This is a genomic window from Mesorhizobium sp. P2_H9, from assembly GCF_056403215.1.
In genome coordinates this window covers 1-23,961 of the sequence record NZ_JBFUFX010000016.1, presented here as the reverse complement: position 1 = coordinate 23,961, position 23,961 = coordinate 1, and the positions used below count along the sequence as shown (strand labels likewise).

General features: G+C 62.6%; 21 protein-coding genes. 19 read left to right on the top strand and 2 right to left on the bottom strand.

All coding sequences use genetic code 11. The features are described 5' to 3' along the window. Positions 1 to 20 precede the first annotated feature (20 nt). Positions 21 to 692, bottom strand: a complete 672-nt coding sequence (locus tag AC1DXN_RS26055) for a FadR/GntR family transcriptional regulator (RefSeq protein ID WP_477277775.1) — start codon at positions 690 to 692, stop codon at positions 21 to 23. A gap of 211 nt (positions 693 to 903) precedes the next feature. Here AC1DXN_RS26055 and AC1DXN_RS26050 point away from each other — a divergent pair, with 211 nt between their 5' ends. The 13 genes from AC1DXN_RS26050 (at position 904) to AC1DXN_RS25990 (ending at position 16,499) form a co-directional block, all read left to right on the top strand. After that, positions 904 to 1,782: a fumarylacetoacetate hydrolase family protein gene (locus tag AC1DXN_RS26050; protein ID WP_477277773.1), complete on the top strand. Its 879-nt coding sequence runs from the start codon at positions 904 to 906 to the stop codon at positions 1,780 to 1,782. Further along, positions 1,779 to 2,558, top strand: coding sequence for an alpha/beta fold hydrolase (locus AC1DXN_RS26045; protein WP_477277771.1), 780 nt, complete (start codon positions 1,779 to 1,781; stop codon positions 2,556 to 2,558). Before AC1DXN_RS26050 ends, AC1DXN_RS26045 begins: the two co-directional genes overlap by 4 nt. A gap of 52 nt (positions 2,559 to 2,610) precedes the next feature. Continuing rightward, positions 2,611 to 3,939, top strand: coding sequence for a metal-dependent hydrolase family protein (locus AC1DXN_RS26040; protein ID WP_477277769.1), 1,329 nt, complete (start codon positions 2,611 to 2,613; stop codon positions 3,937 to 3,939). A gap of 44 nt (positions 3,940 to 3,983) precedes the next feature. Next, complete coding sequence (locus tag AC1DXN_RS26035; protein WP_477277820.1) at positions 3,984 to 4,985, top strand: branched-chain amino acid ABC transporter permease; 1,002 nt, start codon at positions 3,984 to 3,986, stop codon at positions 4,983 to 4,985. Continuing rightward, a complete protein-coding gene (locus AC1DXN_RS26030; protein ID WP_477277767.1) occupies positions 4,982 to 6,010 on the top strand; it encodes a branched-chain amino acid ABC transporter permease in 1,029 nt (342 codons plus the stop codon). The genes AC1DXN_RS26035 and AC1DXN_RS26030 overlap by 4 nt, the downstream gene beginning before the upstream one ends. Before the next feature lie 51 nt (positions 6,011 to 6,061). Continuing rightward, a complete protein-coding gene (locus AC1DXN_RS26025) occupies positions 6,062 to 7,309 on the top strand; it encodes an ABC transporter substrate-binding protein (RefSeq protein WP_477277765.1) in 1,248 nt (415 codons plus the stop codon). A 25-nt stretch (positions 7,310 to 7,334) separates the two neighbouring features. Beyond that, positions 7,335 to 8,120 (top strand): ABC transporter ATP-binding protein, encoded by a 786-nt coding sequence (locus AC1DXN_RS26020; RefSeq protein WP_477277763.1) that lies wholly within the window; start codon positions 7,335 to 7,337, stop codon positions 8,118 to 8,120. Continuing rightward, the gene (locus tag AC1DXN_RS26015) at positions 8,113 to 10,323 is read left to right on the top strand and encodes a Tm-1-like ATP-binding domain-containing protein (protein ID WP_477277761.1); all 2,211 of its coding nucleotides are present in this window, start codon (positions 8,113 to 8,115) and stop codon (positions 10,321 to 10,323) included. The genes AC1DXN_RS26020 and AC1DXN_RS26015 overlap by 8 nt, the downstream gene beginning before the upstream one ends. Positions 10,324 to 10,406: 83 nt before the next feature. Continuing rightward, on the top strand, positions 10,407 to 12,593 hold the full coding sequence (locus AC1DXN_RS26010) for a flotillin domain-containing protein (RefSeq protein WP_477277759.1): 2,187 nt from the start codon (positions 10,407 to 10,409) through the stop codon (positions 12,591 to 12,593). Positions 12,594 to 12,656: 63 nt separating this feature from the next. Continuing rightward, positions 12,657 to 13,094: an SRPBCC family protein gene (locus AC1DXN_RS26005; RefSeq protein ID WP_477277757.1), complete on the top strand. Its 438-nt coding sequence runs from the start codon at positions 12,657 to 12,659 to the stop codon at positions 13,092 to 13,094. Between the two features lie 9 nt (positions 13,095 to 13,103). After that, positions 13,104 to 14,624, top strand: a complete 1,521-nt coding sequence (locus tag AC1DXN_RS26000; RefSeq protein WP_477277755.1) for an SRPBCC family protein — start codon at positions 13,104 to 13,106, stop codon at positions 14,622 to 14,624. A 133-nt stretch (positions 14,625 to 14,757) separates the two neighbouring features. Continuing rightward, a complete protein-coding gene (locus AC1DXN_RS25995; RefSeq protein WP_477277753.1) occupies positions 14,758 to 15,606 on the top strand; it encodes an IclR family transcriptional regulator in 849 nt (282 codons plus the stop codon). A gap of 89 nt (positions 15,607 to 15,695) precedes the next feature. Continuing rightward, entirely contained in the window at positions 15,696 to 16,499 is an 804-nt protein-coding gene (locus tag AC1DXN_RS25990) for a shikimate dehydrogenase family protein (protein WP_477277751.1), read from the top strand. Between the two features lie 37 nt (positions 16,500 to 16,536). Here the strand turns inward: AC1DXN_RS25990 and AC1DXN_RS25985 are convergent, their stop codons facing one another. Then, entirely contained in the window at positions 16,537 to 18,549 is a 2,013-nt protein-coding gene (locus tag AC1DXN_RS25985) for an alpha-ketoacid dehydrogenase subunit alpha/beta (protein WP_477277749.1), read from the bottom strand. 165 nt (positions 18,550 to 18,714) lie between these two features. On the opposite strand from AC1DXN_RS25985, the gene AC1DXN_RS25980 reads away from it, so the two are divergent. The 6 genes from AC1DXN_RS25980 to AC1DXN_RS25955 all read left to right on the top strand — a co-directional run. After that, positions 18,715 to 19,554, top strand: a complete 840-nt coding sequence (locus tag AC1DXN_RS25980) for an SDR family oxidoreductase (RefSeq protein ID WP_477277747.1) — start codon at positions 18,715 to 18,717, stop codon at positions 19,552 to 19,554. A gap of 29 nt (positions 19,555 to 19,583) precedes the next feature. Continuing rightward, positions 19,584 to 20,609, top strand: a complete 1,026-nt coding sequence (locus AC1DXN_RS25975; RefSeq protein ID WP_477277745.1) for an aldose epimerase family protein — start codon at positions 19,584 to 19,586, stop codon at positions 20,607 to 20,609. A 40-nt stretch (positions 20,610 to 20,649) separates the two neighbouring features. Next, on the top strand, positions 20,650 to 21,156 hold the full coding sequence (locus tag AC1DXN_RS25970) for a VOC family protein (RefSeq protein WP_477277743.1): 507 nt from the start codon (positions 20,650 to 20,652) through the stop codon (positions 21,154 to 21,156). Beyond that, positions 21,153 to 21,938: an SDR family NAD(P)-dependent oxidoreductase gene (locus AC1DXN_RS25965; protein WP_477277741.1), complete on the top strand. Its 786-nt coding sequence runs from the start codon at positions 21,153 to 21,155 to the stop codon at positions 21,936 to 21,938. Before AC1DXN_RS25970 ends, AC1DXN_RS25965 begins: the two co-directional genes overlap by 4 nt. A 75-nt stretch (positions 21,939 to 22,013) precedes the next feature. Continuing rightward, the gene (locus AC1DXN_RS25960) at positions 22,014 to 23,012 is read left to right on the top strand and encodes a sugar ABC transporter substrate-binding protein (protein ID WP_477277739.1); all 999 of its coding nucleotides are present in this window, start codon (positions 22,014 to 22,016) and stop codon (positions 23,010 to 23,012) included. Positions 23,013 to 23,103: 91 nt separating this feature from the next. Continuing rightward, on the top strand, positions 23,104 to 23,961 hold an 858-nt coding region (locus tag AC1DXN_RS25955), incomplete at its 3' end, for a sugar ABC transporter substrate-binding protein (RefSeq protein ID WP_477421719.1).

The window sequence follows — 23,961 nt, the reverse complement described above, 5'->3', positions numbered from 1 at the left end:
GCGAACCTTGGCTTGTTACTCTACCTTCCCAGAAGATTGCGTTCGACGGTTCTCAGATGCGATTGCATCGCGTTTTTCGCCCCTTCCGGATCGCGGTGAATCAGGCAATCCAGAATCACCTGGTGCTCGTCGCAGTAGGCCTGGCGCCGTTCTTCCGAGAACGAACGCTTCTTCATTTCGAACCAGGGTGACTGGTTGCGAATGGCGCGCATGAGATTGTGGATTTCTTTCAGGAAGTCATTGCGGCAGCACGCGAACACCCGGTGATGAAATTCGGCGTCCCAGTGTTCGAAATCCGGCATGTCCCTGGCGTCGCATGCAGTCTGGTGCGCTTCGCGCACCGCGTTCAGTTCGGTCGCGCTGGCGTTGGTCGCGGCAAAGGCGGCCGCTGCCGGCTCGAGCAACTGCCTGATCTCCATCATGTCGGCGGGGCTGGTGCCCTCCATCCGCGCGACCATTGATCCGATCGACATCGTGTTGGTCGCCGTCAGAAAAGTGCCCCGCCCCACATGCCGCACGACTGTTCCGTCATCCTCCAGGAAGCCGACGGCGCGACGCACGGTATTGCGCGCGACGCCGAATTCGACCGCGAGGTCACGCTCGGGCGGCATGCGGCCGTCCTCAAGCCACTCGCCGGAGGAAATCCGCTTCTTGAGCATTGTGGCGATATCGTTGGCGACGAGTTTCGGCATTCGGTGCGGTCTTTTATCTGATCCAATGTTGAACCAATATTATCAACCGATTGCCGCCTGGTCCAGTGTCAAGGCGCGAGACAAGGGCAATATCGGCATTCCTTCCCTTCCAAAGTTGCGAGGCGAAAACCTCTTGCAGAGTGGACCAATCAGCGGTAGCGTGTAGCGAAAGAACAAGTATTGGTTCAGAAAAGGTTCAGGGAGGAACTGGATGCGGGTCGCGACTTTTTCGATCGCCGGCGAACGTCGCGTGGGTCTTGTCGACCTCGATGCCAAGACCGTCGCCCCTTTCGATTTTACCGTCGATCAGGCCAAATCAGGCATTCTGGCTTTGATCGAGCGCAACGGCACTGGTGTGCCGCGCACCCTGTCCCCGATCCCGCTGGCGCAGGTCGAGATCGAAGCGCCGATCCCGCAACCGCACCGCAACATCTTCTGCGTCGGCAAGAACTATCACGAACACGCACATGAGTTCGCCCGCAGCGGTTTCGATTCCAGCGCCGGCGCCGGCGCGATTCCAAAACATCCGATCATCTTTTCCAAGGTTCCGGACTCGGTCGTCGCCAACCAGGCAAACGTGCTGATCGATTCCTCCGTCTCGACCGCCATCGACTATGAGGCGGAACTCGCCGTCATCATCGGCAAGGGCGGACGCGGCATATCGAAAGCGGACGCGCTGGACCATGTCTGGGGCTACACCATCGTCAACGACGTCACCGCGCGTGACCTGCAAGGCAAATACAGCCAGTGGCTGATCGGCAAGTCGCAGGACACCTTCTGTCCGATGGGGCCCTGGGCGGTGACCCGGGATGAGCTGGATCTGGCGACCGCCGGCATCCGTTGTTTCGTCAACGAGGATCTGCGCCAGAATTCGCAGATATCGCTGCTCATCTTCGACATCCCGACCATCATCGCCACGCTGTCGCAAGGCATCACGCTGAAGCCCGGTGACATCATTGCCACCGGCACGCCGGTTGGCGTCGGCATCGGCTTCGATCCGCCGAAATACCTCAAGGCGGGCGACGTCGTGCGCATCGAGATCGACGGCATCGGCACGCTGGAAAACCGCTTCGCGGAGTACGCGCAATGACCACGGTGACGGTTGGCCAGGTCGTTGCCGAAGTCGTCGGCGAAGGCGCGGCCGTGGTGATGATCCACGGCCTTGGCGGCACGTCGAACATGTTCCAGCCGCAGATGGCAGCACTTTCCGGCTACCGCGTCATCCGGCTCGATTTGCCGGGCTCCGGCCGCTCGCCACGTCCAATCGAGCCGCTGACCATCGAGGGGATGAGCGAAGCCGTCATTCGCGCCATGGCCGGCATAGGGGTCACTGCTGCGCATTTCGTGGGCCATTCGATGGGCACCATCGTCTGCCAGCAGATTGCCGCAACGCAGCCCTCGTTGGTCGCCTCGCTGTCGCTGTTCGGCGCGCTGGCTGAGCCGGCGGAAGCAACGCGACAAGGTCTTGCCAACAGGGCACGGTTGGCGCGCTCGGGCGGCATTGCCGATATCGCCGACCAGATCGTCGCCAATGCGATCTCGGCACATACCAGGGAAACCTCGCCTGCCGCCGGCGCCTTCGTGCGGGAATCGATCACCCGCCAGGATCCAGAATCCTACGCCCGCACCTGTGAGGCGCTGGCCAAGGTGACCGCGGTCGATGCGCGGCGGATCTTGGCGCCGACGCTGCTCGTCACCGGCGACGCCGACACGGTCAATCCGGCGGGTGTCGGCCAGGCGCTTGCCGACAAGATCAAGGGAGCCATATTCTCGTCACTGGATCGGTGCGGGCACTGGGCCACGGTGGAAAGACCGCGCGAAAGCAGCCAGAAGCTCGCCGATTTTTTGAGACGGGTTGATAGGTGAGAATTTCAGATCGGGCGTAGAACTACGCGCTCGGCAAGTTGGGAGGCTTGTGATGGCAGACGACAGCTGGAACGGCAACGGTTCGAGCAGCACGCTATTCACCAATGTGCGCGTGCTCGACGCCACCGGTGAATATCCCTACACCGGCGAGGTGCTGGTCCAGGGCAACCGCATCAAGCAGATCACCAAGGGCTCGTCGCGCTTCGGCGCGTCCTCGTCGTCTTCCTATGGCGGTGGCGCAACGGTAATCGACGGCATGGGCGCGACGCTGATGCCGGGCATGATCGACGCGCATCTGCATCTGTCCTGGAACAATGCGCCCGGCATCGATCCCATCCAGATGATGGAGGTCGAAGAGCATATGCTGGTCACCATGGAGATGGCCAAGCTGGTGCTCGATGCCGGTTTCACCGCCGGCCGGGGTGCCGCCGCCGCCAAACCGCGCCTCGATGTCGTCGCCAAGAAATTCATCAATCAGGGCCGTTTTCCCGGACCGCGCTATCTCGCGGCGGGGCCTGAGATCACCACGGTCGGCGGCCTCGGCGATTCCTCGCCGTCGCACATTCCGCATGAAGGGCTGAACCTCGGCATCGTCGTTTCCGGCCCCGAGGAAATCCGCCGAACGGTGCGTCAGCTGATCAAATACGGCGTCGATTCCATCAAGCTCAATCTATCCGGCGAGAGCATCACCGGCATGGGCGCCGAAGAGACGCCGATGTCGGAAGAGGAGGTCGCCATGGCCGCCTCCGAGGCGCGCTGCCGCAACAAGGTGCTGTCGGCGCATGCGCGCTCGTCCGGCTCGGTCAAGCAGTGCGTCCGCCACGGTATCCAGAACATCTACCACGCCTCCTTCGCCGACGAGGAAGCGCTAGACATGCTGGAAGCGGTCAAGGACAAGCACTTCGTCGCGCCCGGCATCGCCTGGCTGATCAACACCGCGCGCCATGCCGAGCAATGGGGCATCAAGCCCGGTTCGCCGCTGTCGCTCGAATATGAGCGCGAACTCGAAATGTGCATCGAGACGATGAAGAAGATGCACCGGCGCGGCATCCGTGTCTTGATCGGCGGCGACTACGGCTTTGCCTGGACGCCGCAAGGCACCAACGCCAAGGACATCCAGACCTTCGTCGAAATGCTCGGCTTCTCGCCGATGGAGGCGATCCAGGCAGGCACCAAATATGGCGGCCAGATCATGAACATGGGCGACGAGCTCGGCATGATCAAGGAAGGCTATCTCGCCGACATCCTGTTGATCGATGGCGACCCGATCTCGGATGTACGCATCCTGCAGGACAAGAACCGCATCCTCGCCATCATGAAGGACGGCAAGTTCCACAAGGCGCCCCGCATGAACGAGCAGCGCCGGCGGCTGACCGCATGAGCCTGCTCGACCAGCCATCCTCGTCGTCGCTCTCAAGCGGCGGCATGACAGGCCGGCAGGCCTGGGGCCTTGTCGCCCTGCTTGCCGCCGCCGTCATCGCATGGCTGGTCTTCGCCGTCTGGCCGGATTGGCTGAACGCGGTTCTGATCTCGAAGAAGGCCTTCGTCAGCGCCATCCTCAACGGCATCACGCTGGCTGGCCTGTATTTCCTCGTCGCCAGCGGTTTCACCCTGATCTTCGGCCTGATGCGCAACGTCAACCTGGCGCATGGCTCGCTCTATCTGCTCGGCGCCTATATCGGCTACGAGGTCACCAACCGCACCGGCTACTGGCTGCTCGGCGTCGCCGCAGGCTTCGCCGTGCTGGCCATCGTCGGCGTCGTCATGCAGGTCTTCGTCTTCCGCCGCCTCGAAGGCGACGATTTGCGCCAGACCCTGGTCTCGATCGGCATCTCGATCGTCGCCGCCGACCTGATGCTGGCGGTGTGGGCCGGCGGCACCTATCAGATCGCCACGCCGGAATGGCTCGACGGCGCACTGACGCTGCCGATCATCACCGCGGTGCGCTCCAACGGCGTCTCGGTGTTCCTGACCTATCCGCTATACCGCGTCGTCGTGCTGGCGGCGGCCATCGTCATCGGCGTCGGCCTGTGGCTCATGCTGCACCGGACCCGCGTCGGCATGATGATCCGCGCCGGTGTCGACGACCGCGCCATGCTGCAGGCGTCAGGCGTCAATGTGCATGCGGTGTTCGCCATCGTCTTTGCCGTTGGCGCCGGCCTTGCCGGCTTTGCCGGTGTCGTCGGCGGCTCGGCACTGTCGGTCGCGCCCGGCGAGGATGTCCGCTATCTCCTGGCCTCGCTGGTCGTGGTCATCGTTGGCGGCATGGGTTCGATCACGGGCGCCGCCATCGGCGCGCTGCTGATCGGCCTCGCCGAGCAGATCGGCCTCGTCTACTTCCCGACCTACGGCATCGTGCTGACCTTCGTCATCATGGTGGTGACGCTGGCGGTCCGGCCGCAAGGCATTATGGGGAAGGCAAGATGAGCCTGGCCATCGCCACCCCCAATGCAGCGGCGCAGCAGAACTGGCTGGAGAAGCTCGGCGCCGGCCATATCATCCTTGGCGCGGCACTGGTGCTCTATCCCCTGGTGGCCTCGGATTTCTTCCTGACGCAGATCGGTGGCTATTCCTTGATCTTCGGCATGCTCGGCCTGTCGCTGATGCTGCTCGCCGGCTATGGCGGCATGGTCAGCCTGGCGCAGATCACCGTCGCCGGCATAGCCGCCTATGCCATCGCCATTCTCGGCAACAACAATTCCAACGTCCTCGGCTTTGGCTGGCCGTGGTGGCTCGCGGTGCCGTTCGCCCTCCTAGCCGCGGCATTGGCGTCGGCACTGATCGGCTGGATCTCGGTGCGCACTGAGGGCATCTACACCATCATGATCACGCTGGCGATCGCCACGGCGACCTACTATTTCGCGCAGCAGAACTACGCCATTTTCAACGGCCATTCCGGTTATGCCGGCATACGCGCGCCGGTGTTCTGGGGCGTCAACTGGCGCGATCCCAAACCGTTCTACTATCTCTGCCTTGGCCTGGCGGTGCTGTCCTACGCCGCCGTGCTCTACGGCTCGCGCTCGACCTTCGGCATGACCTTGCAGGCGATCCGAGACAATCCGCGCCGCATGCGTGCGCTGGGCTATCACGTCACCGCACACAAAGTCTTCGCCTGGTTGATCGCCGGCGTCATTGCCGGCTTGGCCGGCGTGCTGCTGGTCTGGTTCAACGGCCGCGTCTCGCCCGGCACCATCGGCGTCGATGCCGCGATCGACGTGCTGATCATTGCCGTCATCGGCGGCCTGCGCCATCCGATCGGGCCATTTCTCGGCGCGGTCGTCGTCATCCTGATGCAGACCTTCGCCATCGACATCGTCGGCGCCGAGCGCTTCAACACGCTGATCGGCATGGTGTTCCTGGTGATCGTCTTCGTCTCACCGGATGGAATTCTTGGGTTGTGGGGGAGGATCAAGCCACATCTTGTCCAGGAGTCCTTGCGTCCCGGACCGTAGCATCCGGGATGGAATGCACCACTGCAAAACGAAATCAACGGGAGGAAAATCATGAGGATGCATAGACGTACTTTACTGGCGCTCGCGGTGTTCACCGGGCTGACGGCGCCCTCGATGGCGCTGGCCGCCGACGACACCATCAAGATCGGCCTGCTCGCCACCTTCGAGGGTCCGTTCACGGTGCTGGGCGAAGACGGCGAGCGCGGCGCCATGACCGCGGTTGCCGAGATGAACGGCACGGTCGCCGGCAAGAAGATCGAGATCGTCAAGGGCTCGTCCGACGCTTCGCCCGACAGCGCCGTGCGTGCTGCACGCAAGCTGGTCGAGCAGGACGGCGTCAAGGTGCTGGTCGGCCCGCTCTCGGGCGACGAAGGCCTCGCCGTCAAGGACTACGCCAAGACGCAGCCGAATGTGACCTTCATCAACGGCACCTCGGCCGCGCAGGACACCACGCTGCGCGATCCGGCGGAAAACTTCTTCCGCTTCTCGACCGATGGCGCGCAATGGATGGCCGGCCTCGGCACTTATGCCTTCAAGGACAAGGGCTACAAGAAGGTCGCCACGGTCGCCGAGGATTATTCCTTCCCCTACACGCAGGTGTTCGGCTTCATGGCCGAGTTCTGCAAGGCTGGCGGCCACGTGCCGTCGAAATCCTGGGTGCCGATCGGCAACAAGGACTTTTCCTCGGTCATCGCCGCCATTCCCGAAGACGTCGATGCGATCTATGTCGCGCTCGGTGGTGCCGATGCCGTCAACTTCCTGACCCAGTACCAGCAGGGCGGCGGCACCGCGCCGTTGATCGGCGGCTCGATCACCGTCGACCAGACGGTGCTGACTTCGAAAGGCAAGTTGAAGGATGTGCTGAAGGGCACGCCCTCGGCCGGCCCGACCGCCGACACCAACGACGCGCCGGCCTGGAAGGCCTTCGTCGAGGCCTACAAGAAGCAGCCCGGCGCCTTTCCCTCGCCGTCGCTGTTCGCGCATGGCTACTATGTCGACATGAAGGCGACGCTGCTCGGTCTCGACCAGGTCGGCGGCGATGTCTCCGACGGCGGCAAGAAACTGCGCGACGCGCTGTCGAAACTGTCCTTCGACACGCCGACCGGCAAGGTGTCGCTCGACAAGAACCGCAACGCCATTGCCGACATCTTCCTGACCGAGGTCACCGAGGGTGCTGACGGCAATCTCCTGAACAAGCTGGTCAAGGTCGTGCCGCAGGTCAACCAGACGCTCGGCATTCCCGAAGACGAGTTCATGAAGCTCGGCGCGGTCAACCGCGACAATCCAAGCTGCCCGTAACATCGGACGTCGAGTGTAGCCGCCAGTGACCGAAAGTTTTGCTGCAAACCGTCTCCAGAGCACCGGCGCCTACGCGCTGGAGCTTGATGGCGTGGCGCGGCATTTCGGGGCGCTGGTGGCGCTCTCGGGCATCAATATGAGGATCGCGGCCGGCGAACGGCGCGCGGTCCTCGGCTCCAACGGCGCCGGCAAGACGACCCTGTTCAATGCCGTCACCGGCGATTTCCTGCCGACAGCCGGCCGCATCCGCTTCTTCGGCGAGGACATCACCGACCTGCCGCCGCATGAACGCATCCGCCGCGGCCTGCGCCGCACCTATCAGATTTCACAATTGTTCAAGGGCCTGTCGGTTCTCGATTCCATCTTCCTCGCTTGCCGCGGCGTCTCGCGCCGGCGGTTTTCGCTGCTGCGCCCGGCCACATCGGACGTCAACATGGTGCAAGCGGAATCGATCCTCGACGCCGTGCATCTCGAAGCCTATCGCGACACGCTGGTGGCGACGCTGAGCCACGGCCAGCAGCGCCAGCTGGAAATTGCGCTGGCGCTGGCCGGCGCCCCGCGCTTCATCCTGTTCGACGAGCCGGCGGCTGGTCTTTCGCCGACCGAGCGCCGCGACCTCGTCGCCATCCTCAACGCGCTGCCCAAGCACATCGGCTACATCATCATCGAGCATGATCTCGACGTGGCGCTGCGCGTCTCGGAATATGTCTCGATGATGCACAATGGCCGCCTGTTCAAGGAAGGCACGCCGCAGGAGATCGAAGCCGATCCGGAAGTGCAGGAGATCTATCTCGGGGGCAAGCATGGCTGAGCGTCCCGGGAAGGTGGCCAAGGCCATGCTGCGCATAGATGACCTGCAGGTCTTCTATGGTGAAAGCCATGCGCTGCAGGGCGTCTCGCTGACGCTGGAAAGCGGCGTGCTGTCGGTGGTCGGCCGCAACGGCATGGGCAAGTCGACGCTGTGCAATACCATCGTCGGGCTGAAGCGGGCGAAGTCCGGTTCGATCCGCGTCGACGGCCGCGAGATCACGGCGCTCGAGCCGCACGAAATCCATCGCCTCGGCGTCGGCTATGTTCCGCAAGGCCGCCGCGTCTGGCCGAGCCTGACGGTCGACGAGCATCTGCGCCTTGCCGCCGGCAACAGGCGCGATGCCAGCTGGACCGTCGAGCGCGTCTACCAGACCTTTCCGCGCCTGGCCGAGCGCCGCGGCAATGGCGGCTCGCAGCTGTCGGGCGGCGAACAGCAGATGCTGGCGATTTCGCGTGCGCTGCTCAGCGATCCGAAACTTCTGGTCATGGACGAGCCGACCGAAGGCCTGGCGCCGGTCATCGTCGACCAGGTCGAGAAGATGCTGGTCGACCTCGCCGCCGAGGGCGAGATGGCGGTGCTGGTCATAGAGCAGAATATCGGCGTGGCGACCGCAGTGTCCAACCAGGTCGCCATCATGGTCAATGGTCGCATTAACCGGCTGATGGACGCCAAGGCGCTCGCCGCCGACCGTGAATTGCAGCAGCGGCTGCTCGGTGTCGGTCGTCATGCCGAGGAAGCACCAGTCACGCCGGCGGAAGTGGCGCAGGCCAGGGAACAACTGGCGGAAGTCTATCGCATTGATCGGAATGGCTCTGGCGAACCGCTGCCGCAGAACGGCGTCTATCGCCCGGTCACAGAACTGCCCAACCGYTGGAATGTGCCGGTCACCGAACTGCGCCAGGCGGCGGTCGACAAAACTGCACCGCAGGACGATCTGAAGAAAGTCTTCGCCATTCCGTTTGCCGAGCGCATCGGCAGGACCGTGCTGGTCGTCGGCACCTTCGACACCAAGGGCAAGGAATTGCGCTTCGTCGCCGATCGGCTGAAGTCGCTGGGTCTGCCCGTGCGCACGGTCGACCTGTCGACATCGGGAAAACCGACCAGCGCCGATGTGCCCGCCATGCAGGTGGCGGGCATGCATGCGCGGGGCTCATCAGCGGTCTTCACCAATGATCGTGGCGGCTCGGTCAGCGCCATGGCCGACGCCTTCGCGCGCTGGATCGAGCGCGAGCCGCGTATCGGCGGCGTCATCTCGGCCGGGGGCTCCGGCGGCACCACGCTGGCGACGGCAGGCATGCGCGTGCTGCCGGTCGGCATTCCCAAGCTGATGGTCTCGACGGTGGCGGCCGGCGATGTCGCCCAATATGTCGGCGGCGCCGACATCATGATGTTCCATTCGGTCGCCGATGTGCAGGGGCTGAACTCGATCACGGAAGCCGTGCTGTCCAACGCCGCGCACGCCATGGCCGGCATGGTCGCGCAATTGCCCAATGCCGAGGCGTGGGAAGCAAAGCGAAAGCTGGCGCGTCCGGCCGTCGGCATCACCATGTTCGGCGTCACCACGCCTCTGGTGCAAGCGGTCACCAAACGCCTCGAAGCCGACTATGACTGCCTTGTCTTCCATGCCACCGGTATCGGCGGACGGGCCATGGAAAATCTTGGCGACTCCCGGTTGCTGTCGGCCTTCCTCGACCTCACCACCACCGAAGTCGCCGACATGATCGTCGGCGGTGTGTTCCCGGCGACCGAGGATCGCTTTGGCGCGGCAATCCGCACCGGACTGCCCTATGTCGGCTCGACCGGAGCGCTCGACATGGTCAATTTCGGCCCGCGCGACCGCGTTCCGGAGAAATTCCGCAGCCGCAAATTCGTCATCCACAATCCCAACGTCACGCTGATGCGCACCACGCGCGACGAGAACCGCGCCTTCGGCGAATGGATCGGCGCGCGGCTCAATGCCATGAACGGCCCGGTTCGCTTTCTGCTGCCCGAGGGCGGCGTCTCGATGCTCGATGCACCCGGCCAGCCCTTTCATGATCCGGAAGCCGACAACGCTCTGTTCGAGGCGATCGAGAAGACGGCTCGCCGCACGCCTTTGCGCCATGTTGAGCGGGTGCGGGCCAACATCAACGAACCGCCTTTCGTCGACGCGGCGATCGCCGCGTTCCATGCGATCACGCCGAAGCTGCAGAGGCGGGCATGAAAAATTGGACTTCACCACCCTGCGGGTGGATGTTTGAAATCGGTCGCCTCGCGCCGACCGTATTGTCTTGGGGAGGATAGATCATGGACGCGCAAACCTTTGGCGCTTTCCTGTTGTGGCTGATCATTGCCGCGGTTGTTGTGGTGATCGCCGTCTACATCTTGCGGTGGCTCTATCGCCGCTCGACCAAGGAGACGGCGTTGGTGCGCACCGGCTTCATGGGCGAGAAGGTGGTGGTCAATGGCGGTGCTTTCGTCATCCCGGTGCTGCACGAAATCACCCCGGTCAACATGAACGTGCTGCGCATCGAGGTGCGCCGAGAGGACGGGCATGCGCTGATCACCAGGAACCGCATGCGCGTCGACCTGATCGCCGAGTTCTTCGTCCGTGTCGGCGCCAGCCGCGAGCTGGTTGCCGCTGCCGCGCAGACGCTGGGCCGCCGCACGTTGCAGCCCGACAGCCTGCGCGAATTGCTCGAAGGCAAGTTTGCCGGTGCGTTGCGCACGGTAGCCGCGCAGATGACGCTGGAGGAGATGCATGAACTGCGTGGCGACTATGCCGCCAAGGTGCGAAGGCTCGCCGAGGAGTCGCTCGCCGCCAACGGACTTGAGTTGGAAAGCGTTGCCATCGTCGATCTCGACCAGACCAGCCTCGAATATTTCGACCCGTCCAACGCCTTCGACGCCGAAGGCCTGACGCAACTGACGGAATCGATCGAGACAAGGCGCCGGATGCGCAACGAGATCGAGCAGCGCACGCTGGTCGACATCCGCAACCAGAATCTCGACACCCAGCGCAAGGTGTTGGAGATCGATCGCGACAGCGAATATGCGCGCCTGGAACAGGAGCGCGAGGTCGAGATCCGCCGTGCCGCGCAGCGTTCCGAGCTCGCCATCGATCGCGCGCTGCGCGACCAGGAATCCGAGCAGGCGCAGCTTTCGTCGCGCGAAGCCGTCGAGAAATCGCGCCTCAACCAGGAGCGCAACATCACCGAGGAGCGCATCAAGAGCGAGGAGGACACGCAGCGCCGCGAGATCGCGCGTCGCCGTTCGCTCGACGAGACCGAGATGAAGATGCGCGAGCTGACCGAGCGCGAGCAGATCGCGCTCGAACTGTCGCTGGAAAAGGCCCGCATCGAACGCGAAGGCACGCAGAGCCAGCTGGAGATAGAGCGCAGGAAACTGCTCGAAGTCGCCGAGTTGGAGCGCCAGATCGCGCTCGCCGAAAAGGCGCTGGAAGTCACCAGGGCCGAGGCAGAAAAACGCCGCGCCGAGTTCGTCGAGAACCAGGCGACCGAGACGGCGCGGATCACGCAAGACCGCGCCATAGACGAGGTCAGGATCGCAAGGGAGCGCCACCTCGAGGCGCTGCAGATCGCCAAGCGCCAGGCCTTCGAGGAGGCCGAGATTTCGGCCGGCGAAGAGGTCGAGCGCGCCCGGATCACCACCGAGCGCGGCATCGAGGAAGCGCGCCTGATCAAGGATCGCGACATCCGCCAGCTTGGCGTCGACCGTGACCAGAAGATCGAGATCGCCGAGATCCAGAAAGCCATCGACATCGCCAAGAAGACGCAGGAACGTTCGTCGGCGATCGCGGCTTCCGAAGCCGTGCGCGCCAAGGCCATCCAGGCCGAGGAACAGGCCTTTACCGCCCGCGAGCGCGAGATTGCCGAGCGCCGCAAGCTGACCGACCTGATCGGCGCGCAACGCGAAGCCGAGCGTGACGCCTTGCGCATCGTCTCGGCCGCGGATGCCGAGATGAAGGCGGCGAAGAGTCTCGCCGAAGCACGGAAGATCGCAGCCGTCGCTTCGGCCGAGTCGGAGAAGATCCACGCCCTTGCCGCCGCCCAGCGCTACGAAGTCGACGCTGCCGGCCACCGCCAGCTCAACGAGGCCGAGAACATCCTTTCCGAAGGCGCGCGTGCCGGGCGCCTGCGCGGCAAGCTGCTCGACCACATGGAAGGCATCATCCGCGAAAGCGTCAAGCCGATGGAGAAGATCGACGGCATCAAGATCCTGCATGTCGACGGCCTCAACGGTGGCACGGGCGGCAACCGCAATGTCACCGACGAGGTGATCGACTCGGCACTGCGCTACCGGGTGCAGGCGCCGATGATCGACAATCTGATGAAGGAGATCGGCATCGAGGGCGGCTCGCTCGGCCGCATGACCGACGTGCTGCGCGACGCCAAGGACATTGCGAGCCTGACCCGCGACAAGAAGGGCAAGGGCAAACCCGCCAAGGACGACGATGACGACCGCGATCACTGAGACGATCGTGTTCCGTTGGGCGCCTGGGCACGGCCTTTGTCCTTCCACTATCGGCCCGCAAGCATGACCAAGGTCTATGTCTCTTCGGTCATTCCCGCGCCAGCAGCGGAGGTGTGGAAGGTCGTCCGCAACTTCAACGGTCTGCCAAGCTGGGCGCCGTTCGTTGCCGAGAGCCGCATCGAGCAGAATGCGCAGGCAGACCAGATCGGCTGCATCAGAAGTTTCACGCTCAGGGATGGCGGCCGAATCCGCGAAAGGCTGCTGGCGCTGTCGGACTACGACCTGTCCTGCAGCTACGCGATCCTGGAAAGCCCGATGGCGGTGGAGAATTATGTCGCCACCCTGTCGCTGACGCCGATCACCGACGGCAATCTGACGCTCGCCGAATGGCAAGCGGAGTTCGACTGCGAGGCCGGTCGCGAGGCAACCCTGACGCAGCAGATCGGCACTGGCGTGTTCCAGACCGCCCTCACCGCGTTGAAACGCCGGTTCGGGCGCTGACATCGGCCAATGGTCAAGGTTTGCCAGAGCACGATCATCGATGCACCGATCGACGAGGTCTGGGCGATCCTGCGCGATTTCAACGGCCATGACCGCTGGCACCCTGCGATTGCCTTCAGCGAGATCGAAGGCGGCGAGCCAGTCGATGCGGTCGGCTCCGTGCGTCACTTCCGACTGAACGACGGCGACGAGTTGCGTGAACAATTGCTGGCGCTGTCCGACAAGGACCGGCGGCTGAGCTATTGCCTGCTCGAAGCACCACTTCCCTTGATGGGCTATGTCGCCTCGGTGCGGCTGAAACCGGTCACCGACGGTAACGCGACCTTCTGGGAATGGCGCTCGGAGTTCAACCCGCCGGCGCATCGCCGCGACGAGCTGGTCAGACTGGTCGCCGAAGGCATCTATCAGGCCGGCTTTACGGCGGTGCGCTATCTTCTACGAGGCCGAAGTGTGGCCTCGCCGATCGACGCGAGACAATCGCGGGCGGTTGCAGTGCCGAAGCCATCCGCAAGCGTGCCACGTGCGGCGTCAACGGTTGCTCCAGGTCAGGCCGCAACGACCAGGGCAATCCTGGTCGAGCGTTATGGCGGACCGGAGGAGTTACAGCTGAAAGAAATCGGATTGCCGCCACTGGGGCCGAACGAGGTGCGGATCCGCCATACGGTGATCGGCGTCAATTTCATCGATGTCTATTGCCGCACCGGCTATTTCGACCTTCTGAAGCCGCCTGGCGTGCCGGGTATGGAGGCGGCCGGCGTCATCGAGGCGGTTGGGTCGGCGGTGTCGGGCTTCTCTGTCGGCGACCGCGTCGCCTATGCGTGTCCGCCGGTCGGCGCCTATTGCGAGCGGCGCAACATGGTGCCTGAACTGCTGGTTCATCTTTCGGACGACATTTCGGATGAGATCGCCGCCGCCGGCCTGCTCAAGGGCGTCAGCGCGAGTTTCCTGCTGCATGATGTTCATGCCGTGAAGCCGGGCGACGTAGTCCTTATCCATGCGGCCGCCGGCGGCATCGGCCAGTTGCTGGTGCAATGGGCCCGTCATCTCGGCGCGACGGTGATCGCCACGGTGTCGAGCGACGACAAGGCCCGCATAGTCGAGCGTCTCGGCGCGCATCATATCATCGTCTACTCCCGCGAAAATTTCACCGACGCCGTCATGCGGGTGACAGGGGGCAGGGGCGCCAATGTCGCCTATGACGCGGTCGGCAATGATACGTTCGGCGGGTCGCTGGCGGCGCTCGCAATACGCGGTCACCTGATAAGCTTCGGCCAGGCCTCGGGTCCAGTCGGTAATTGGGATATCGACCGGTTAGCCTCCAAGTCGGTTACCATCTCACGGCCAAACTACGCGCACTACACCGACACACCACAGAAGCTCGCGCCGCACGTCGATCGCTTTTTCGAGGCATTTCGTAAGGGCGCCGTCACAATCGGGCCACCGGTGCGCTACGATCTGGCTCGGGTTGCGGACGCTCACCGCGACCTTGGATCCCGAAAGACTACCGGAGCGCTGGTTTTGTTGGCGTAGCCGCCGGTTTCCCGGGCATCAGATAGTCCGGACCTCCCCCGGCGGGAGGCGGCGCCGATCGATCGCTCTTCGCCAGACAGCGACAGCCTCACGCCCCTTCGGCAAGGCCGGCTTGTCGAAGGATCCATGATCCTTGAAGCCATCCAGCTATGGACGAATTGCTCAATTTGTCAAAAGTCGGGAGCTCTGTGATAAGCTTGATGTCGAGGCCGAGAGTACCGGGATGGTCATGGACGCAGTTTACAATCGCTTGGAGAAACCGCGGGTTCAGACCGCTGCGCGCACCGTTCAAATTCTGAAGTATGTCGCCCAGCAAGGTGGTGGAGGCGTTTCGGCGAAGCAGATAAGTGACGATCTCTCGATTCCCCGCCAGGTCGTCTACCACTTGATACATACGCTAGTGGAAACCGACATGCTTAGAAAGATCGGCGGCAGTTCGTACGCGCTGGGCTTCGGTGTCGCCTCCATCGCCGATGGTTTCAAACGTCAGCTGACCGCGCCCGGCATGATGGCGGAACTGGCCGAACAGGCAGCCAGAATAACAGGTGAAACCGCCTACATCGTCGGATGGATCGACGGCGAGATCGTGGTGATGGCAACAGCCACCGGAACAGCACCAATTCGTGCGGGAGAGATTGCCCAAGGCACGACAGGTGATGCCCATGCGCGAGCCAGCGGAAAAATGCTTCTGTCCATGGTCCATCCATCCGAACGGGATCAGTATCTGTCCAAACACGAACTCAGAAAGCGGACGCAGAACACCATCATTGATGTGGAGGTCTTTAAAGGGGAACTTGTCCAGACGCGCGAGCGCGGTTTTGCGTTCGAGAACGAGGAATATGCTCCGGGGCTGTCCTGTCTCGCGGTTCCGATCGGGAAAATGCCTTCGCAAATGGTGTTAGGCCTCTCGGCCCCATCCCAACGGTTCAATGAGAACCTTGGTCGCTATGTCGATCGTCTCAAGGAGATTGCGAAGCGATAGGCAGGTTTTAATCAACTAATGATGCGAGTGTAACATGTTGACATAGCCTTCCCTTCCGCCTCTATCTGCGGGCTGTCAGGGAGCGTCAATTGGCTATTTCAGGCACGACCAGGCTTTATCCCATTTTGGCCGATCCGGTCCTGCACGTCAGGGCGCCCGCACTGCTCAATGCGCGGTTTGTCGAGCTCGGGTACGACGCAGTGGTGGTACCCTTTCAGGTTCCCCGAGATCGTCTGGCTTGTGTGTTTTCCACCTGTAGGAGTGTCGCCTCCATTGCGGGCTTCCTGGTGACCATCCCTCACAAGTCGGACATCGCCCCTCTTTGCGATGTCGTGACGCAACGCGCTCACGCGATCGGGGCTGTCAATGTCGTTCGACGTCTTGAGGACGGTCGGATGGAGGGAGACATGCTCGACGGTCCGGGTTTCATCAGGGGTCTCGAGGCAGCGGGCATACAATGGGAAGGCAAATCGGTTGCCCTGGCCGGGGCCGGCGGCGCCGCCAGAGCGATCGCGTTCGAGATGGTCGCGAGGGGAGCTGGCTCACTTTCCATCCGAAATCGCAACAGGCAGGCCGCGGAGGAACTGCGTGATCAGCTTTTGCGAGCCTTTCCGCATGCCAACGTATTGGCCGAGGGCGGGCAGGCCCTCGGCGACACGTTTGATCTGCTCGTCAACGGGACCTCCCTGGGGATGAGGAAGGATGACCCTTTGCCTTTCAGCGAGGACGTGCTGCGGCGGTCTGGCGTCGTCTGCGAGGTGGTCATGGCGCCGGAGACGACGCCCCTGCTGCAAGCCGCGCTGAGAGCCGGCGTGCGTATCCATCGAGGAGACAGAATGCTGATCGGCCAGATCGAAGCCATGTCCGACTTCTTCATCGCCAAATCCGGCTGACGTCAAAGGTTCCTCGACGGCCCTGTTTGACCAGGCCTCAGGACGCCAGCGTTTTCGCAGCCGCTGCAATTGTCTCTGGATTCGGCAAGAGCGCCTTTTGCAGAACGGGACTCGACGGCATTCTAACATCTGGGGTCGTCAACCGCGAAATTCTGACGTCCATTTTTGGAACGAGCTCGCGAATGCGCATGGCGATTTCCCCGGCGAAGCCCCCCGTCCTCACCGCTTCGTGAACGATGAGAACCTTGCCGTTTGCCGTGGTGACGGCGTCGACGATGGCCTTCTCGTCCAGCGGGTTCAACCAACGAAGGTCCAGCACGCCCACATCGAGTTTGCCGGCCGACAGGGCCTCCGCTGCCGCCAGCGAGGGCCCAACCATCGTTCCCCAGGTCAAGATGACTGCGTCTTTCCCGTCGCGACGCTTCCTTGCCGTGCCGACGGCCTCGGCGCCATCTGTCAGTTCCACCATCGACTTGGTCTGATAGAGAGAACGGGATTCGATGACGACACAAGGATCCGGGTCGGCCGCGGCGGAGCGCAGCAGCGAATAGACATCCGAGGCAGTGGCGGCCAAGGCTACCTTGAGGCCCGGGACGTGAGCGAGCATGGCCTCGATGGATTGCGAATGTTGAGCGCAAGAGCCCGGTGTCGCTCCTTGCTGGGTCCGCACCACCATAGGCACCGACGACTTACCGCCCGTTATGTAGCGGATGTTCGCTGCCTGGTTCACCAGTTGATCCAAGGCGACAAAAATGAAGTCGGCCCACATGATCTCGACGATCGGCTTCATTCCGGCCAAAGCCGCGCCGACCGCTGAACCGAGGATGGCATTCTCGGCGATTGGCGTATCGAAGACCCTATCCGCGCCAAAGTCCCTTTGGAGATATCGGCTGGCGCCGAATATGCCGCCGCCTTTGCCGACATCTTCGCCGTAGACCAACGTTCGAGGTTCGTTTTCGAGTTCTGCCCGCAGCGCGGCATTGACAGCTTCGATATAGGTCATCTCCCTGGTCTCAACGACCTTGGGTATTTTCCGCCCTGCCGTCAGGAGGGGTGCGATCACATTGCTGCGAGCTGAGTTGGGATCGGGGTCCCGCGAGGACATCACCGTCTCGACCAGGTGCTCGACCTGCTTGTCCTGAAGAGCCACTATGCGGTCGAGGTCCTCGGCCGGCACACCGCTGGCCAGAAGGCGCCCCCCCAACTCGGTAAGCGGATCGCGGGCTTCAGCCTCTGCCTTGTCCGACTTGGATCGGTAGTGTTCGATGTCCCTGTTATAGTGACCCCATAGCCTCGGGACGCGGCATTCGAGCAGGCTTGGCCCCTGGCCCGCGCGGGCACGAGCGGCAGCGAGCGCAATGCTGTCGCGCACGATCATCGGATCGGCTCCGTTGATGGTCGCCGCCGGGATGCCGTAGCCGTTGGCACGTTGAGCGAGGCGTTCCACCAGAAACATGTCGGACGTCGCGGTCAACTCTGACCAGCCATTGTTCTCCACCACGAAAATGACCGGCAACTTCTTGGCGGCGGCGAAGGCGAACGCCTCGTGAGAAGCGCCCTGGTTCATCGCGCCGTCGCCAATGGAGACGACGACAATCCTGCCGTTGCCGAGCGACAGGTTTGCCAGGGCCACCCCGCACGCCATCGTGGTCCCCGCCCCCACAATCGAGTTCTCACCAATGAACCGGGTATCGGGCGCCATAAAGTATGGCGAACCCGCGCGCCCACCATTCAGGCCCTCGGCCTTTTGGCATATCTCGGCCATGACCGAATGCGGGTCCAAGCCCGCGGCCAACGCCCAGCCATGACCGCGGTAGGTTGCAATGAGTTGATCCTCCTCCTGGAGGCCGGCAACGGCCCCGAGAGGCACCGCCTCCTGCCCGGCGCAGAAATGCATCGATCCCATGACGCGTGGCGGATTGGTCTGCGTTAGAGCCCACGCCTTGGCCTCGAACGCCCTGATGAATGCGGTTCTTGCGAACATCTCCCGCGCGAAGTTCATGTCCAACTCTTTCAAGGGCTGACGGCTAACGCCAACGCTAACGTTCATCTCCTGCTCCTTCTTAGGGTCCGTTCGGAGGAATGACGCAACAGCCTAGAAATGTCAAATATGGATGTCATCATCAGATTTTGATAAATATGGCGATCTTTTAGCCTTGCTGTGATAACAGATAGTGTGTATCAGATAAAGCAATGAGTTGACTGGGAGGGTTCAATGTCGTTTACGGCTCCCCCGCTGGGGGAAAGCTTCGCCGTCGTCACGGGAGGCACACAGGGTGTGGGCGAGCAGACCGCGCGCCTTTTGGCCGACCGCGGCATCGCAGGATGTCTGATCACAGGCCGGCAACGCGACAGAGGAGAGGCCGTGGCTGCCGATCTTACCGCCAAAGGCTGTCGCGCTTACTTCGTGCAAGCGGATCTGGCCGAGGTCGATGCGGCCGCCCGGATCATCGACGCCGCCGACAAAGCTTTTGGACGGGTCGACATCCTCGTAAATGCGGCCGGCGACACAAGTCGCGGCAGCATTCTCGATACCTCGCCCGAGACTTTTGATCGTCTGTTCGCCGTCAATGTGCGCGCGCCGTTCTTTTTGATCCAGAAAGCAGTCGAGATCATGCGCCGGGAAAAGACGAGCGGTTCGATCTTGAACGTGATCAGCATGTCTGGTCATGGCGGCCAGAGCTTCATCACACCGTATTGCGCGTCGAAAGGCGCCCTCGCCACTTTGACCAGGAACGTGGCTTTCTCCCTGCTGCCCGACCGCATCCGGGTGAACGGGCTTAACATCGGCTGGACGGACTCTCCGGGCGAGCGCGCGATGATGGCTTCCGTTATCGGCCCGGGCTCGGACAGGTTCCTGGCCGAAGCCGGCGCGAAACTGCCGTTTGGACGCCTGCTTGATCCGGCCGAGATCGCACGCGCGGCGGTTTTTTTGGTGTCTCCGGACTCCGGGATCATGACCGGGTCGCTGGTTGACTACGACCAATCCGTGCTCGGCTGCTCGGATAGCGGTCCGCAGCCAGCCGCTCGCGTACCTGACCACGCCGCGGCGTAGCTTTCGGCGCCCAATTCCAGAGGTTTGAAATGACGACGGTTTGGACAGTAAACTGGCCGCACGGGAAATTCGACGTCCACGCCAAGGGCGGAATGCTGGCGGGCGTCAAGTTGAAAGTCGGCGGTCAAGATGTAGCGCCATTCTACGAGGCGCCCTGGATCGCGCCAGGCATAAAGGCCGACCCGCCTATCTTGGAAAATCTCAGGAGCGAGTTCGCGTGCGTTCCTTTCGGCGCGGACTACCCGCAGGAGAGCGTGACGGAGGAATGGAAGCCGAGCCTGCGCCGCTCCGAGGCAGATGCCCAACTCGATACGACCGACTTCCTCCTGCACGGCTACTGCACGGTCGCGAATTGGCGCCTGGTTCACCGCGATGAAGAAAGCGTCGAAATCGAGGTGGAGTATCCCGAGACCTCCGCCATCCGGCGGTTGGTGCGCAAGGTCACCGCCGACAGGAACGGCCCGAACCTGACTTTCTCGCTGACCATCGAGACCCGCAGGGCCGTCGCCCGCCCTATTGGCCTGCATCCCAATTTTGCCTTGCCTCAGCTGTCGGGCGCTATTCGGATCAAGCCCGGGGCATTCAAGTTCGGCATCGTGCATGCTGCGGGTCCAGAGCCGGGAGTGTCGCGAGCCTTGCCGGGTGCCGTTTTCGACGACCTCGCCAGCGTCCCCCTATCGGCAGGCGGCACCGCAGCATTCGATCAGCTTCCGTTCGCCCATGACACAGAGGAAATCGTAGAACTTTGCGGCATCGACGGGCGGGTGGAGCTCATCGACGCAAGCAGGGCTGTCTTATACCGGTTGTCCTGGGATCCCGGCGATTTCAATTCGCTTCTTCTTTGGATGAGCAATCGCGGCCGCGCATACGCGCCATGGAACGGCAGGAATGTCTGCGTGGGTGTCGAGCCGCTCACCGGGGCGTTCGACCTCGGAACACGGGCGAGCCTGGCTTCCAATCCCATCAACAGGCGCGGCGTGGCGACGACGGTGGAACTGGATCCCGCCAGTCCCCGAACCATCGAATACCGGTTCAGCGCGGCGCCGGCCGCCTAGAAGCCGAACGCCGAGCAAAGCGAAAGCGAGTGAGATCACCATGACCGTATGTTCCATGTGGCACGCCTCCTGGACGGTGGAGAGTATGGAAAGAACGTTGCCCTTCTATACCGACCTTTTGGGGCTCGAAGTCATCCACACGCAGATCCAGGACAACGAATACACGAGGAAGCTGGTCGGCATCGAAGGCGCGATCCTCAAGGCCGTGCTTCTGAAGGTGCCGGAGCTGGATGCCGGGCTCTCCGGGCACATCATCGAACTCATGGAGTATATCCAGCCGAAGGGGGTCAAGATCGACACCAAGCCCTGCAACATCGGCGCCGCCCACTTCGCCTTCGGGACGCGTGACGTTCACGCGATGTACGAGAAGATGTCGGCTGCCGGCGTGGAGTTCGTCTCTGAACCGGTGGCGATCACCGCCGGGATCAACAAGGGCGGCTTCACCTGCTACCTCCATGATCCCGACGGCTACACGCTGGAGCTCATGCAGCCGCCGTCCTGGCGCTTCGACCACGCGATCGCGCTGACGCGAAAGGTTGGCCAATGAACGAGGATTTCGATCTCACCGGTCGCGTGGCGCTTGTTACCGGCGCATCGCGGGGCCTCGGTCTCGCCACCGCCCGAGCGCTCGCCGGCGCAGGAGCATATGTCGTGGCGACGGACATCGACCTCCCCGTGACCCAAGCCGTGGTCGCGAAATTCCTCGAGAACGGGCTGAAGGCCGAGGCCGCGCTTCTGGATGTCACCGACGAGCCGGGCATCCGATCTCTGGTCAAGGACATTGCCGCACGTCATGAGCGGATAGATATCCTCGTCAACAACGCCGGGATGATACTGCGCAAGCCCCTGGTCGACACGACCGGTGACGAATTCCGCAGGCTGTTGAATGTCGACCTTGTATCGATGCTGCTGCTGGCTGGAGCGGTGGCTCCCGTGATGGCGAAGAACGGGTACGGCCGCATCATCAACCTATCGTCGATCATGGGGAACATAGGCAGGGCCGGCCAAGCCACTTACGTGGCCGCGAAACACGGCGTTGTCGGCCTGACGAAGTCGCTGGCCGCCGAATTCGGCCCGCAGGGCATCACGAGTAACGCCGTGGCTCCGGGATATTTCTTCACCGAAATGAACAGGCAGATCCTGGACGACCAGGATTTCTACCAATCCGTCATTTCCAGGACACCGCTGCGACGTTGGGCGGAAGCCGAGGAGCTTGGGGGCACCATGGTGTTTCTTGCCTCCAAGGCATCCGCCTACCTGACCGGCCAGACGCTCGTGCTCGACGGGGGAATGACGGTGACCGTACCGGGACCCGCGGGGACGTCCTGAGACGGCGAGAGGCTGGGAGGAGCCAGCGAGTTCGACCCGAACACGTGCAGCCAACAACCAAAACAGGAGGAAGACATGAATCTATTGAAAACACTCGCGGCAGGTTTGGCCCTGTCGGCCATGCTTGCCGGCGCCGCATCAGCGCAGGACAAACAGGATTGGCTTCCCTCGCCGCTTCCAAAGCCGCTCGGTGAAATCACCATCGGTTTCGCCAACCTCGGCTCCGGGGTGAACAGCTATGTCGCGACATATCTCGATACCTTCAACACCTACACCAAGCAACTCGGCGTCAAGACCATCGTGCTCGACGCTCAGGTCGATCCCGCCAAGCAGTCCGACCAGGTGCAGGATCTGATCGCGCAGCAGGCGGACGTCATGATCGTGTGGCCGGTGAACGGCAAGGCGATCGTTCCCGCCCTGCGCAAGGCCAAGGAGGCCGGCATTCCTGTCGTCGTCACGAACTCGCAGGCCGATCCGTCGGCGGCCGATTACTTCAACACCTTTTCCGGTCCCGACAATATCAAGCAGGCAAACTCCGCCGGCGAGATGATGGTCGAGGCGCTCGGAGGCAAGGGCAATGTGGTCGTCATCGATGGCCTTCCGGGCTACTCGGTCGCCCAGGAACGCGAAAAGGGTTTTCTCGACGTCATCAAGCGGCATCCCGACATCAAGGTCCTGGACATCCAGCCCGGCGACTGGTCGCGGGAAAAAGCCCAGTCGGTGATGGAAGCCTATCTGGTCAAATACGGTGACAAGATCGACGGGGTCTATTCCGCCGATTCCGACATGGGTGTCGGGGCGCTTGCCGCCGTCAAAGCCGCGATCGCCGAAGGCAAGATCAAGCCGGGCAAGATCAAGTTCACCGATTGCACGCTGTTTGCCGCCGCCTATGACGAGATCAAGGCCGGCAACTATTACGGATCGGTCTTGCAATCGCCAGTCGTCGATGCACAGGCCGCCATCCAGGCAGCGATCCAGATCGCGGAGGGCAAGGAACTGCCCAAGCAGCTCTTCTTCGCTTCACCTTCGATCACGCAGAAGAACATCGCTGACTATCCGCGTCCCACGTTTTGAGTGGATCTCCCCCGGGATCTCCAAAGGGTCCCGGGGCAATCGACACAGCGCACGAACGGTCTGCCGCTATGCCAAGAGCAGGAGGGAAGATATGCAACCATTGAAAACACTCGCGACTGGCTTCGCCCTGTCGGCCATGCTTGTCGGCGCCGCATCAGCGCAGGACAAACAGGATTGGCTTCCCTCGCCGCTTCCAAAGCCACTCGGTGAAATCACAATCGGCTTCGCCAATCTGGGCTCGGGCGTGAACGGCTATGTCGCGACATATCTCGATACCTTCAACGCCTACACCAAGCAACTCGGCGTCAAGACCATCGTGCTCGACGCGCAGATCGACCCGGTCAAGCAGTCAGACCAGGTTCAGGATCTCATCGCGCAGCAGGCGGACGTCATGATCGTGTGGCCGGTGAACGGCAAGGCGATCGTTCCCGCCCTGCGCAAGGCCAAGGAGGCCGGCATTCCTGTCGTCGTCACGAACTCGCAGGCCGATCCGTCGGCGGCCGATTACTTCAACACCTTCTCCGGCCCCGACGATGTCAAACAGGCAAACGCCGCCGGCGAGATGATGGTTGAGGCACTCGGCGGCAAGGGCAACGTCGTGATCATCGACGGCCTCCCGGGCTACTCCGTAACCCAGGAGCGCGAGAAGGGTTTTCTAGACGTCATCAAGCAGCATCCCGACATCAAGGTCATGGACGTACAGCCGGGCGATTGGTCGCGTGAGAAAGCCCAGTCGGTGATGGAAGCCTATCTGGTCAAATACGGGGACAAGATCGACGGGGTTTATTCGGCCAACTCCGACATGGGCGTCGGGGCGCTTGCCGCCGTCAAAGCCGCGATCGCCGAAGGCAAGATCAAGCCGGGCAAGATCAAGTTCACCGATTGCACGCTGTTTGCCACCGCCTATGACGAGATCAAGGCCGGCAACTATTACGGATCGGTCCTGCAA